Below are 14,638 nucleotides of genomic sequence, written 5' to 3' on the forward strand. Positions count from 1 at the left end.
TTTGGGGAGAGGTTAGGGGAGGGGTTTTATTTACTCAACATTATCGCACTATCATTTAAAGCGAATTTTTTGTTTTTGATTAAATTAATAATTTCTGCACCAGCAAATAATACGGGTCCATAACCATGAGCAGCAAAAACATTAACTGGACGATAGTAATAAAAAGCTGGTTCAAAACCCATTCCAGTACCTACACATACACCTTCAACTTGCCCTTTTTCAGTAACTTTGGTTGCAACAGCGTTCCACGCTAATAAAACCATTGGCCCATAAGTGGAAGCATCGAGCCAGCCTTCGTTGATACCTTTTGCAATACAATAAGTATAAATTGCCGTTGCCGAAGTTTCTAAATAAGTGTCATTTTTATCAAGCAATTGATGCCAGAAACCTGTGCCAGTTTGTTGAGCGGCCAATCCTTTGGCGTGTGCTTTGTAAAGAGCTAATATTTCGGCACGACCTTTATAATCTTTTGGTAATACATCCAACACTTCAGTCATTGTCAAGATTGCCCAGCCATTGGCTCTACCCCAGTGAAATTCTGGATGAGTTTCCATGCTTTCTACCCAACCATGCATAAAAATTCCTAAGTCTTTATTGAACATTCGTTTAGAAAACTGCAAAATTTGCTTCACGGCTTCGTCATAATATTTTTTATCTCCTGTGAGTTTTCCCATTTGTGCTAAAGCAGGCACGCCCATAAACATATCATCGAGCCAGAGGGTATTTTTTAGTGGACGATTACGTGCCAATGTACCATCTGTCAAACGGTATTCTTTGGTATAAATATAATTGAGGTAATTATTAATCAAAGGACGAACATTTTCTTTTACCAAACCATCACGCAAAGCCTTAATCATCGATACAGACATTGCTCCGCAGTCATCCAATGCGTGTGGAGCAATGATTTGACGTAGCGGCATACCTGAACTAATTGGAAATTTAGCTTTGATGATTGGCGTAAGTTCTGCTAAAAAATTAAGACGTTGAGTCGTATATTGTGCAAAACGTGGGTCGCCTGTTGCTTTTCCAGCTGCCAACATTGCTGCATAAGTTACACCCCATTCATAGCTTGTCAAACTAAAATCTCCACGGTAAACCGTTGCATTTGTATCAATTTTCGAGAAATCTGTAATTTCTTCCTTCGTGATTTTATTGATAACCTTTGTGGGTGTTACTGCATCTAAATAACTACGTACTCGACCTAAAACTTGTGTAACCTCTTCAACTTTTGGGTTTCCATAAGGCGTAGGATAATCGGGTTTTGCTGTATGCAATGTTTCAGAATGTAAAGTAGAAGCAGGAGCTTGTACTTGAGCAAAAGCTAAATTTATGCTACAAAATGCAGCAAAAATGAGTGGTTTTTGAATTAATTTAATCATTAGGGTAATATTTAAGCTAAATAAAAAACATCTTTTAAATCTTTGCTAACTGGTGAATTATCAGCATTCGCATCCATAATGTCGGCCATGTATGCCCACCAACGTTTGGTAACTGGATTATGTGGAATTTGGTTGAATTTATCCAAATCTTCAACTTTCAAAGTGCCAAAGAGAATATTGGTTTCAACATCCAAAAAAATGGAATAATCGCTTACAGTGGCGTTCTTTAAAACTTGACCAAGCTCTGGCCATAATTCGTCATGGCGACGTTTGTATTCTTCTGCTTGTCCAGCATGAAGTTTCATTTTAAATCCTAAACGGTGCATATATTTGATGGTTGAATGTTTTTTATTTTTTACTATCTAAAATGATCAATTAGTATATCTTTCCCAATAGATTAATTAAAGGTTACTGATGCTGCTTTTTTACTTCAAATGGTATTATTTTGCTCCCTGTTTTGCCGTCTTTTGTAAGACCTTGTACGACTGCTACAAATTTGCCTACGAGGTCTGAACTATAAAAAGTTAGGTCTTGTGTTCCGTTTTCGTTGGTTATAATGGTTGGTGACCAGTATAAAACATTTCTAAAATCAGGTAATCTATTTTCAAGTTTTTGCTGAGTATCGTATATAGGCGAATAAAAATCTCGCTGCCTTTGCAAGCCTTCGTAATCTATAATAGTTGTTTGTGGGTCAAGATGATAATTAGGCAGCGTGCCTGTGTAAGTAACGAAATTTAGAATGCCATCGAATGACATATTACCAAAATGATATTGCCGAGAAATAATATCTAACTTTTTTATTTTGAGAGGATTATAGCTCATGAGTTTATCAGTATTAAAAATCGGCATTCCATCTAAAATCACTAAAGGTTCAGAATCGAAAAACTTACTTTTCAATAAATCATAGCCATATAAGTGGAATCGGTCATTTCTTTTTCTTACCAAAACAGGTGTTACATATTCTCTTAATACTTCCTCTATGGTTGGAAATCTTACATAATTATCGAGGAGGTATGTCTCGTCAGGCTTAGTGTAAAATGCGGTAGTATCAATGTTTGGTATAGTAAATTGATTGAGTTGTTTGTTGCTATAAACATTTTGAATTTGTACGCCAATAGTATGGTTGAGTAAATCTCGTTCATTTATTCGACTGAGTGAGAAATTAGGAAGCAAATGTTTTGTGTATTTTTCAGAAAATGGACTCGCTATCTCTATGTTGTATAAACTGTCTTTTTGGTTGTTGACCTGAACGATGATTTCTCCATTATTATAAAAGTCTTTCATATCAAACTTTATATGTCCATTTGTATCGCTCAATGCTATACGAAGTTGCGTACGAGTGCCAGCTACCGACAGAAATCCTTCGATGCCTTTTGCTGGCAAATCAGTACGTGTTTCTATAATTTTTCCATTGATGATATGACCCACATATTCTGGCGTAAACTCAAATGTTGGTTTTGGGTTTAGTAATATTTCTTCCCAGCGGAACCTTCTCCAACCATGCGTTAGCATTAAGTTATCAATGGCTTCCTCTTTACCTATTCCTGCATTGCTGAAATAATAGGCAGGAGATTCGATTTTTCCTGTCAAATCGGAGCTTAGCCACAAATAATTATTGATGTCGAGTTCATCGATTGTTTGCAGCGAATCAATTTGATAGACTGCCATTGATAAATTTGCTGATGCAGGTTTTTCGTCCTGATTTTTTGCTTTTATGTGGAGATTTATGCTTTTTCTGGTTTCATAAATTTGTTTATCTAAAGCTAAATCTAGGTTAAATTGTTGTTTAGGATATTTAAAATAGAGCCTTTCGCAAACAGCTTGATGCTTGGCATTAAAAACCGTCAAATGAGAAATGCCATCACCCAATATATTTTTATCAATTAAAAAGCTGGCATTTCCATTTTGAATGAGGGCACTTTGGACTGATTTTGTAACACCTCTCGTGTGCGTAAAAAGATAAATAGTTTCACTTTTTTTTGCCCGAACCGTGATGTTGACTTGATTATTATTGGCTTCCGAAAGCTGCATGACATAGCCGTCGGCGAATGCAATGGGCAAATCTTGGCTTATTTTTGTGCCATTATCTAATAAAAATACTGCTTTATAATTTTGTCCTGAATTTGGTGTAAAAATGAAGTTTCCAAGACCAAACTTTAAGCTCGAAAATCGAGTAAGTGTATCTGATTTTTTATTAAGAATAATACCATTGCACGGCACACCTTTTCCATTTTGTAATACTTGAAAAGCAATTTTGCTCTGTAATCCGTTGACAAGGTTGCCACCCTCAGGAAAAAAAACAATTTCGACCTTATCATTTTGTGGCGAGCTATCTCCTTCATAAATCAGCTTTGAATTAATGATGGTTAAGGTTTTCTCGAAAAAAAAGTCGGCACTAAAGTTTTTCATCCAATTGGTGTAGGCTCGTAATTTGTATTTACCCGAACTTAAAAATGGAGAAATTTTTAGTGAACCATTGCCAAAACCGTCTTCTAAAGGTACTTTTTCTTGCAAAATGGCTTTGTTGTTTTTATCAAGAATTTCTACATAAACTATTTTACTAATGGCGAGTGGTTGATGAAAAAAGGCATCTACACAATAGACCTTAAACCAACATATTTCGTCATTTAGATAAAAATCTTTGTCGGTATGAATGAAGATTTTTTCTTGTAGAGTATTTGTCTGATAAGTGTTAAACTGATTTTTTAGTGAGTCTTGTACCAAGCTTTGTGCATCACAAGCCATTCCAATATTTATAAACAGCCCTAAAAAAACTGTAAAGATTGGTTTGCTTTTGATTATATTTAAAAGATGTTTCTCAAACATGTTTTTATCAATTTGGCCAAAAGGCAGGTTTAATATTCGTGCCACTTAACCTACAATCAACGCATTCTGGTGGAGCTGCAAAGTAGGATACAATTGTCGGAAAAGGAGCTAATAATGGTACCACATTGGTAGGTATAAAACCTAAAGCTTGGTCTCGAATGACAATACTATTATTCCTAAAAGTGGTTTCTTTGCAGTTAGAATTATAATGCCAATTAGGGACTTGTTTTGGGTTGATAAAAATTCTTTTTTCTTGAATTGAACAAATAGAAACATAACCAATGACGGGTTCATTTGGATCACTTATGCTGTGAATATTACCATACAAAATCGAAGGTTGTGCATCGAAAATGGTACCTGTCATTTCAGTATTTTTTCGCATTAAATCTAAAAATTCGTAAGCTTCTTTAGTTAAACTTTGTTGCCTAACATTGATGCTATAAAGGGCATTCAATTTGACAGAAGTTTGCGGAATAAAAGTAATCGGAAGATTGATCGCATCTTGACTTAACTTGATAGAAGTACCAATCAATAGTTGAGCAGAGGTGAAGTTTTGCCAGCAAAAATACATGCTACTATCGAAATAGTTGTTGTTGTCGGGATTCCGATAAACAACCTTATAGGTTTTATTATTTGATGGTCCACTCACTTCATATTTTATATATGACTTATAATCAGCTTGATGCTCCCATGTTTCGGTATATTCCCAAAGGTAATAGCGGGTATTTCCGGTGTTGTCATGTGTATTTACAAATAAATGCACACCATCGTCTTCACGATTCCAACTGATGCTGTCTATCGGAGGATTGTTTTTTACAGCAACGAAATCAGAAAGGTATTCTTTACCACTTTTTGTTTTTATATAAAGTCTGTATTTTTTGTTAATATTTAAATTTAAGTTGTTGGCAAGATAATGTCCCTCTTTTTTCTCTGATAATAAATTGAAAGTTTTGTCTTCGGCTTCTACTTTTACAATTGCACCGAGTTCATGTAATGTTTGCCGACTATCTAATTGCGTGGTTCGACTCAAAGATATGTCAGTAGTGCCAGAGCCACTGTTTATCGCTCCTTCTACTACCAAATACCCTGTTTCTGGTGAAATAACTGGTGAATTGTATTTTTCTTTACAAGCCACTATTATTGCCAAAATGAGTATAAAAAAAAGTATTTTATTCATATATCTAAAACCTAATATTGTAATTGATAAATGGTATGGCACTTCCAAATATGGAAAGCTTATACCCATTGGTTTGACCATTTTCTGAAATGTAATAGACCGAATATGGATTTTTTCGACCCGTAATATTATAAACTCCGAGTGTCCACGAATTATGTGTTTTTTGGTGTATTTTATGATTTCCTTCAAGATTCATCGAAAAATCTGTACGAAAATAATCGGGTATTCGGTAAGCATTTCGTTCTAAATATAAGGTACGAATTGCTCCTGCATAATTATATACTCCAGCAGGGAGCGTAAGTGGGCGACCTGTGCTATAAGTAGTATTGAGTGAAACACTAAAACGATGACTAAAACGATAATTTCCCACGAGCGTTACATCATGTGGTTTATCATAATTGGCAGGATAAAATTTGCCTTTATTTATCAATTCTCCAGCCAAAGGGTCGTCTTGTTTTAAGAGAATTCTTGAATAAGTATAACCTACCCATCCGTTTAGTTTACCTTTTACTTTTTTAATCAAAAATTCAATGCCGTATGCCTTTCCTTTGGTAGCAATGACATCGGTTTCGATGTGGTGATTCATGATTAATTGAGCCCCACTTTTATAATCTAAGAAATTTTGGATATTTTTATAATAGACTTCTATCGAAGTTTCAATCGCATTAGATTTAAAATTATTATAAGCACCTAATGAAATCTGACTTCCGTGTTGCGGCTTAATATTGGTATCGCTTAATTTCCAAACATCAGTAGGGGCAATAGACGCAGTATTTGAAATAGAATGAATGTATTGTTGTTGTGTATTAAAGCCTGCTTTTAATGAAAAATGATCATTGAAAGTATATCTCATTGAAGCTCGGTATTCTGGAGCTGAGTATGTTTTGAGAACATTACTTTTTGAATCCGAAATGGTGTTAACCAAAGTGTTTTCAGTTCGGGGCAATCCTTCCGAATAAGTGTTTACATCATGTGGACCAAGATAATTGAACACGGAAAGCCTGATGCCAGCATCAAGGGTAAGAGCATCGTTGATGGTGTAAGAATCGCTGATATACAAAGCACTTTCAATGGCTTGTTCTGTAGCAATTATGTCGGGTTTTACCAAAGACTCATTGCCTGATGGTAGATACGAACCAGGATGTAATTGATAATGAAGCGAATTGAGTCCAAAATCAAGCGTGTGTTTTGGACTAAGATAATAATTGAAATGTGCTTTGAAAAAAGCTTGGTTGATGTCAAAACCAAGTGAATAAGCACTTAAAGGTAATTTTTGACTGTTTATTTGGTATTTATAATTGGTAAAGCCGCCTACGAAAGTGCTACTTAATTGATTATTATATGTATGTTTCCATTTTAAAGAAACATTTTTATTGCCATACCCAAAAAGTGTATCACTGTTAAGATTAAAGTGGTCTTGACTTAAATAAGTTGTCAGATAAATATTATTTTTTTTGTTGATTTCATGAGTAATGTCAAGGTTAATGTCGTAAAATGAAGCCTTACTGCCTTTATAAGGGTCGGGCAAAAGGTTTAAAAGCCAATTGGCGTAGGTTGTTCGTCCACCCAAAATAAACGAAGTTTTTCCTTTACTAAGTGGCCCTTCAATATTTAATCGGCTTGTAAGTAGGCCGATTCCAGCCGAACCAGTGATTTTTTCTTTATTGCCTTCTCGTGTATTGATATTTAGTACCGACGATAATCGACCGCCGTATCGTGCAGGAATACTGCTTTTGAAGAGTTCCACATCCTTTACTATTTCGGGGTTAAATGCCGAAAACATTCCAAAAAAGTGAGAAGGATTATAGATGGGTGAATCGTTGAATAAAATAAGATTTTGGTCGGCAGACCCACCTCTTACATTAAGTCCTGTACTGGCTTCGCCCGTTGTTTTTACACCTGGCAAAGTTGTGATAACTTTGAGAATATCGGCCTCTCCAAATACAACAGGTACTTGTTTGATAGCTTTTATATCTACTTTCTGCACACCCATTTGTGTGCTTTTTATATTGCTTTCTTTTTGAGCAGTAATCGTCACATTATTTAAAATGACAGCCGTTCCAGCCAAATCAATATTGAATTTGCCATTACCATAAATAAAAATTTGTCGCTTGGTATCTTTGATGCCTATGCTTCGGATTTGCAGTGTATGCCGACCTTTGGGCAAGTTGAGCGTATAATAACCATTTTGGTCGGTTGATATTCCGATGCGTGGCTCTTCGATAAAAACCGAAGCACCTATGACGGCTTCGCCATTGGCAGCGTCTTTAACAAAACCTGATATATTATAAGTTTTTTGAATGTTTTTTGTGGTTTTTTTGCCAATTTCATACAATTTGTTTTCCCAAATTGCCTTTTGTTGTGGTTCGAGATTATCAATGTTATTGGTATCGGACTGTATTTTCTTTGTTTTATTTTCATTTATACTAATAAAAAAATCAGTAGGAATTGATAAATTTAGGATACGCCCTTTGGTGAGAAAAATGCGTGATTCTTCATCAATGATATATTGAAAAGCTGTTTTTTCGAAAATTTGGTTTAATACTTTTCTTATGGGTTGCTGCCTCACTACAATGTCGATGGCGAGACTATCAAACTCCGAAATATCATAGTAGAAATACAAATTCGTTTGTTTTTCTACGTGCTTTACAAACTCATTTATATTCGCCTTTTTTAACTCTAAAGTAATAGGATACAATGAGTCTTTTTGTGCAAAAGATTGAATTTTACACAAAGAAAACATCACAAAAAGTAAATATATATAGTGTTGTTTCATGCTAATTGCTTAACTGGTCATGATAGGTACATACCTTTATGAGGAAATTAGTTCTTTCCTTTTTAAAGTTCAGTTTATTGCTTTTGATATATTGCTGAATTTCCTTTTTGTGGTCTTTAAAAATAGCTAAAACATCTTTTTTTCGATTGACTAAATAATATTGATTGTTATTTTTGATAGTATAATATTGTTCGGTTTTAATGAACCTTTGGATACCTTCAAATGAATTCAATACTTCATTGATAGTTTTGGTTTCTCGCTTAAATACAGAATTTATACTACCTTCATACAGTATATGATAAAAGCCTGACTTAATCATATTTGTAGGTTCTTTTGCAAGTTGAACAAAAGCATTGCTTCCAATTGTGAAGCGAGAAATCTTATTATTGATTAGTTGTATATAACGAACGCCATCTTTCAATATAAGCACATCGGCCACCTCATCATAAAGCAAATCAATATTGTAATAAAGCACTTGGTCATAAATAATAGAGCCTTTTGTATAATCTTTATAAAAATAGGGCTGACCGCCTTCTTTAAATGTAAATGAATAACCTACATATTGACTGCCATTATAAAGCCCCGATTGATCGCCCAATGATAGATGATACAATGCCACTGAATGATTTATAGCTTTTTGGAGAAAAATGCTATCGTTTGTTTTCAATTGTGCTATTAAACGATGGCTAAAAAAAGATAAAAGCCAAACCAAAACAAATGATTTCATACGCAAGATTCGTTGGTTTTGATGATTTTTTAAACGTAACATTTTTGAATTACCAATCAAATTTTAGTAAAGAAACACCTTGCCGAGGTAAGGAAACATTGAGTTTTAATTCACCATTTATTGTTTTTAGATAGCTTGGCGAAGTCAATAATGTTAGTTGTCCCGCCTTTTCCAAAATTGCAATTTGTTCATTTGTTGGATTCTCAGGAGAACCCATTTTCTTCCAAACTTCATAAGAGTTGCTATTTTCATTATCAATGCGATAATGATGAAAATTGACTGTTTTTGCTTGTAAACCTTTTAAGTTTACCTCAATATTGGCATTTTCTGTCATTAAATCATCGTCATGATAGTGCCAAAGCATGACCGCCGCCGAGCGGGCATCTTTGCTGGCAAGTGCATCAATATCGGCTTTTTTGCCTCTGACACTTGAGTCACGCACCATCGTAAAATTATAATTTTGATTGCCTTTGACTTCTACACGTTTACCCGACATCATACCAAACATTCGGAAAACATTCAGCACAGGTTTATCAATGCCGTTAGTCGCCATATCACGGAAACCGTAGAAATAAGGTTGGTTTTCAAACTCAAACGACCAACTTACTGCACCAAGCAAATTTGCTTTGTAAAAATCGGCAAGGGCATATTTTCTAGCAAAAGAAGCGGCAGTATAACTTGAATACATCGTGCCATTTCGATAGGCATTTTGTGGGTTGGTTTTCATGCCACAAGCGGCACAACCTTCTGGGTCGGACTCGCCAATGATAATTGGTAGGTTTTTGAATTTAGGAAAAGAGGTAACAATTTTGAAACCTTCGGAAATATCTCTTAGCTGCGTTCCCATGTTCATTTGCACATGCCCATCAACAATTTTTGGTGAACCTTTGGCATGAAAGCTTATGAAATCAAGTGGAGAACCGATTTTACCAGTAACATAGTTAGTGCCTGATAGACAGTGATTTAGAAAGGTTTTTAAATAATCACCTGCTTTCACCCAACTTGGGCCTGTAGTTTCTGGCCCACCCATTTTGATTGTGGGCAACGCTCTTTTAGCGGCATCGGCAGTATAATCGTATAATTTGCAATACTCTTGCACCGTTCCGCTCCAATAGCCAATGTTTGGTTCATTCCAAAGCTCCCAATACCAAGATTCAACTTCGGCTTTTCCATATCTTGCTACTGAGTGCTTGACCCATTCATAGACTAAATCTGCCCATTTTTTATAATCTTTTGGTGGATAAGTCCAGCCTGTATATACTTTATCATAAGGCATGCCAGGTTGCCAATGATGTTCATAAGGTTGAGGTTTAGTCGAGAGAGCTTCTGGCATAAAGCTAAATTGTGCCAAAGGTTTGATACCACGTTGTAGATAAGTATCAAAAATTTTATCAACGATAGTCCAATCATAGATGGGGTTTCCATTGGCATCTTCGGTATAAACATTAGTCGAACCCCATTTTAAATTAAGGGTATCATGCCCAGAAGTTAATAAATTATGAGCTCGAAAATACACGGGCACAGGACTCATAGCTGATAACTCTGAAAGAAGTTTTTTACCATCTTTCATATAAGCATAGTTTGGTTCGTCGGCTCCAAAAAATGCCCAAAAAGGATACATTTCGCCAATGTTTTTATTAAAATCAATATTGATTGTTGTTTTTTCAATGCTTAGTTTTTGAGCAAAACTTTGCAAGGAAATGAAAATAACCAGTAGGGGAAAGAGTATCTTTTTCAATGTAAATTTGGTTAAATATTTTTAAAATCGTTAGGCTTGGTATATATTAAATCAAAGCCTCAAAAATGTATCGTTCATCATCATTTACCTTAAATTTCTGCAAAAAACCTAAATATTCTTCATTAAATGTTCGTTTTTTATGATGTTCTTCTTGATTTTGAATGTATTTATAGACCTCATCCAATTGAGATTGACTGTATGAAAAGACACCATAGCCCTCTTGCCATTCAAAACGTTCTGGAGTTAAGAGATGGTCATTAATAAATTTAGAGGATTTTGCTTTTACAGATTTCATCAATTCTGAAACAGATATTACAGGTTTTAATCCAATTAAGCAATGAACGTGATCTTCTACACCATTGACTATTATTGTTTTACAACCTGTTTCATTTATTAAGTTTCCAATTACACCAAATAACTCATTTTGCCATGTTTTATCAATTATTGCTTTACGATATTTAACAGCAAAAACTGTTTGTATATATATTTGGTGGTAAGTATTTGCCATTTATGTGGGGATATTATATATGTCGAGCCGATGGCTCTACATTTGATTTATATTTTTATTTCAACGGATTAAAATCCGTTGCTACCAAATGGATTGTTCCTATCGGAACTTTTTAGACTCAATATTTAATTAAATTTATCAATTTTTTAAGAGCCTTTAGGCTTGAACAATATTGTGGTCGCTCTACATTTGATTTATATTTTTATTTCAACGGATTAAAATCCGTTGCTACCAAATGGATTGTTCCTATCGGAACTTTTTAGACTTAATGTTTAATTAAATTTATCAATTTTTTAAGAGCCTTTAGGCTTGAACAATATTGTGGTCGTTCTAAATTTGATTTATGTTTTTTATTTCAACGGATTAAAATCCGTTGCTACCAAATGGCTTGTTCCTATTGGAACTTTTTAGACTCAATATTTAATTAAATTTATCAATTTTTTAAAAGCCGTTAGGCTTGAACAATATTGTAGCCACGGATTTTAATCCGTGGGCATAGAATTATAGATTTTAATTTGAGAGCCGTAGGCTCGGCATATATAATTTACCTTTTTAATAGGCCCTCAAAAACAGCCTCCGAAACCTTGAAAACTGTTCCATGACGCAAGCCTTTTGGAAAACTAACCTTATCAGAAATATCTTCCCAAGTTTTCATGTCTTTTGAGCGAATCGCACCATATTTATGGTCAATATATTTATCGAAATACACATAAACATATTCACCGATTCTAATCGAAGTTGGTCCTTCTGCCCAATATTTCCCTGTAATAGGTTCTGAAACTTGATTAGTTGGAAATAAACTCGCTTTTTTAGATTTTACAATTCTGATATTCTTTTGTGGTGGATTTGGGTTTTCATTTTTAATAAACATATAATATGCTTTACCATCTTTCAAAATAGTAGCATCAATCGCACTGAAATCTGGATTGAAAAACATTTCTATTTTGCTAAATGTCTTGAAATCAGTAGTTTTTGTATAATAAATACGATGGTTTAGGCCTTTTTCTCTTTCTGAATCGGCCACATCGCCGTGTCTCCCTGGAATAGTTGTTGCCCAGAAAATAAGGTAATTTTTCTTTTTATCATCATAAAACACTTCAGGAGCCCACGAGTTTTTGGCGGTTGGTTCATGTTCCATTACTGGAATGGCTTGTTGTTCCGACCAATGAACCAAATCTTTTGAAGAAGCATAGCCAATGATTTGGTCGTGCCAACCACTCGTCCAAACCATTTGAAATGTGCCATTGGGCGATTGGATGATGCAAGGGTCACGCATCAATTTATCTTTGCCTATTTCGGGTTTTAGAAAAGATTTACCCTCGCTCAGCGTTTCCCAAGAAAGGCCGTCTTTACTGTAGGCAAAATGTAACCCATCTTGGCCATTATCGACAAAATAGGAGAATAGATATACGTCCTTTTGGGCAAACGCAAATGTTGGGAGAAAAAGAAAAATGAACCTAAATACTATTTTATTCATTGGAATGATATTGACTAAATAAATGCCGTTTATATTGGAAGATGATGGACTGATTATGAAATCCGTCCTACTAATTTTTTATAAATTTCTTGCTAAAAATTTCACCTTTTTTATTGGTGATTTTGATAAAATAAATGCCCTCTTGTAAATCGTTTATTTTTACTTTATTTCCTTCTTGGAAAACCTTTATTTCCTGGGATTTTACATTGAAAATTTGAGCTTTTCCTTCTATATTTATTTCTAAAAATTCTTGGCTTGGATTGGGGAAAATATTAAAAGTTTCACTTTCGTGCGTTTTTTCATTGGCCAAAACAATCGCTATATAATTCTCAACCTTCCCAGTTAGTTGTATTGAAGTGATCGACAAAGGAGGCAAGGAAACCGAAATTATATTATCTAAAACAGCCAAACTATTACTTGCCAAAGCATTTTGTGTATGCGAAACAAATGTTTCAGTTGTTGGTAAGTTTTTGATAGTCAGCGATTTGGCATTTTTATCACTGATAGTAAAATTATCAAAGTTTACAGTTGTGTTTTTTGTTGTAGTTGTAGAACGATTGACTAAAACGACCGTCATTGAATCTTTTTTTGCATTAATCGTAGGGTAAGCAGATACAAATTCTTCTTCAGAAGATTGTCCTTTGATGCTTATTTTTTTGTTATAACGGCTGAATAAATGAAGTGTTTCCCACATACCAACGCTCCAATTCCATGGTGTAAAAATCTCAACTTCATTTTTCATAAATTCACCTAAAGTAGAGGCGTACCAAACTGCTACTGCATTGGGGTCTGTGAGAGCGATTCCTGATTCTGTCAAACCTAATTTCACGCCATGATTTACTCCCAAATATTTTTCTAACCATTCATTACATCTTGCAAAAATATACTCTTTGGTTTGCCCTGTGTCGTAGCCTCCATTGATTGTACGCACACCATTTGCTTCAGGATAAACATAGTTCTTGTCAAAGAAAACTCGATGATATTGTACGACTTCTGTTGTAATTTTGCTGGATGGGTAATAATGAATATCTAAAACATCTAATAGCTTAATACCACTTGTTTTTTGCTCTTCGGCAATGCGTTTGATAAAATATTCAAGCCACGGGTAGGTTTTTCCATCGGCGGTTATATTTGCCGAACCCCATCTGTACCACTGCCACTCGTTGGCTGTGACAGGGCCAACTAATTTTATATTTGGATATGTAGTACGAGCTTTCTTGGCAACCGCAAAATATTTTTGCATAAAATCTTCAGCAGATGGCTGCGTTGAAAATAGGTCATCGTGCGTGCCACTCCAGATTTCGGGCTCATTGTCCATGTTCCAGTATTGCAATTTTGATTGATCAAGTGCTAAACTTCCAAACCAATTGTTTAAAATATCAACGGTAGAATCGGCAGGCCAATTTTCTAAATACAAATCTGTATTACCTTCTATTGCTGCTTTTGAACCTGTTTTGTTGAGTGATCCACCACCTGCTAAATTTTGGTTGACTCCTTCCCACCATTGTGATTTGTTATATCCCCAGTCATCAAAATTGGCAGCATTTGTTTTGGCAGCTTTACCAATTAGCTGAAATCCCCACATTCCTTGTGCCGAAGGCATATTTGCTTGAAGAGCTTTAGCTGCACTACTCCAGTCATTGGCATAAACATTATTATACCAATCTGGGTGGCTGGATAGTTTTCTTCGCCAATTATATTTGGTGGCATTATTTCCACCATTTTCTCTGAAGAAAGTTACACCTGCATCTTTCAATAATGTCCAATTAATGTTCAAAACTTTACCAGGGTCGGTGGAAAGTGAGTTGTTTCTCCCATATAAATAGGGAGACACACTTTTCTGTTCGGCATTTGGGTCGATTTTGATTGTTACTTGAGCGTAAGAGGTAAGTGATAAGCACAGAATAATGCCTATCACAAAGGTGTTTTTCATAGAATAAGGTTGAAAACTTCTTTAAAATAGATTTAAATCTACCCTAATTCTTACTTTTAATCAATTTTTTTCAAGACTTATTTTACGCAAACGTTAT

General features: G+C 34.9%; 10 protein-coding genes. All 10 read right to left on the reverse strand.

The features are described from left to right. Positions 1 to 26 precede the first annotated feature (26 nt). The 10 genes from ACQUQZ_RS04455 to ACQUQZ_RS04500 all read right to left on the reverse strand — a co-directional run bounded on the left by ACQUQZ_RS04455 (position 27) and on the right by ACQUQZ_RS04500 (position 14,541). Positions 27 to 1,379, reverse strand: coding sequence for a glycoside hydrolase family 88/105 protein (locus ACQUQZ_RS04455; RefSeq protein WP_435353550.1), 1,353 nt, complete (start codon positions 1,377 to 1,379; stop codon positions 27 to 29). Positions 1,380 to 1,390: 11 nt separating this feature from the next. Continuing rightward, the gene (gene rhaM / locus ACQUQZ_RS04460) at positions 1,391 to 1,705 is read right to left on the reverse strand and encodes an L-rhamnose mutarotase (protein WP_435353551.1); all 315 of its coding nucleotides are present in this window, start codon (positions 1,703 to 1,705) and stop codon (positions 1,391 to 1,393) included. Between the two features lie 82 nt (positions 1,706 to 1,787). Then, a complete protein-coding gene (locus ACQUQZ_RS04465; protein ID WP_435353552.1) occupies positions 1,788 to 4,205 on the reverse strand; it encodes a hypothetical protein in 2,418 nt (805 codons plus the stop codon). Positions 4,206 to 4,212: 7 nt separating this feature from the next. Beyond that, on the reverse strand, positions 4,213 to 5,382 hold the full coding sequence (locus tag ACQUQZ_RS04470; protein ID WP_435353553.1) for a DUF4249 domain-containing protein: 1,170 nt from the start codon (positions 5,380 to 5,382) through the stop codon (positions 4,213 to 4,215). A gap of 4 nt (positions 5,383 to 5,386) precedes the next feature. Then, on the reverse strand, positions 5,387 to 8,158 hold the full coding sequence (locus ACQUQZ_RS04475; protein WP_435353554.1) for a TonB-dependent receptor: 2,772 nt from the start codon (positions 8,156 to 8,158) through the stop codon (positions 5,387 to 5,389). A gap of 1 nt (position 8,159) precedes the next feature. Next, the gene (locus tag ACQUQZ_RS04480) at positions 8,160 to 8,927 is read right to left on the reverse strand and encodes a hypothetical protein (RefSeq protein WP_435353555.1); all 768 of its coding nucleotides are present in this window, start codon (positions 8,925 to 8,927) and stop codon (positions 8,160 to 8,162) included. Positions 8,928 to 8,934: 7 nt separating this feature from the next. Beyond that, entirely contained in the window at positions 8,935 to 10,623 is a 1,689-nt protein-coding gene (locus ACQUQZ_RS04485) for a GH39 family glycosyl hydrolase (protein WP_435353556.1), read from the reverse strand. A gap of 46 nt (positions 10,624 to 10,669) precedes the next feature. Next, the gene (gene tnpA / locus ACQUQZ_RS04490) at positions 10,670 to 11,131 is read right to left on the reverse strand and encodes an IS200/IS605 family transposase (RefSeq protein WP_435353557.1); all 462 of its coding nucleotides are present in this window, start codon (positions 11,129 to 11,131) and stop codon (positions 10,670 to 10,672) included. Positions 11,132 to 11,675: 544 nt separating this feature from the next. Next, positions 11,676 to 12,608, reverse strand: coding sequence for a glycoside hydrolase family 43 protein (locus tag ACQUQZ_RS04495; RefSeq protein ID WP_435353558.1), 933 nt, complete (start codon positions 12,606 to 12,608; stop codon positions 11,676 to 11,678). 70 nt (positions 12,609 to 12,678) lie between these two features. After that, a complete protein-coding gene (locus ACQUQZ_RS04500) occupies positions 12,679 to 14,541 on the reverse strand; it encodes a glycoside hydrolase family 44 protein (RefSeq protein WP_435353559.1) in 1,863 nt (620 codons plus the stop codon). Between the last annotated feature and the right edge of the window lie 97 nt (positions 14,542 to 14,638).

Origin of the sequence: Emticicia sp. SJ17W-69 (genome assembly GCF_051209875.1) — a bacterium.
GTDB lineage: Bacteria > Bacteroidota > Bacteroidia > Cytophagales > Spirosomataceae > Emticicia.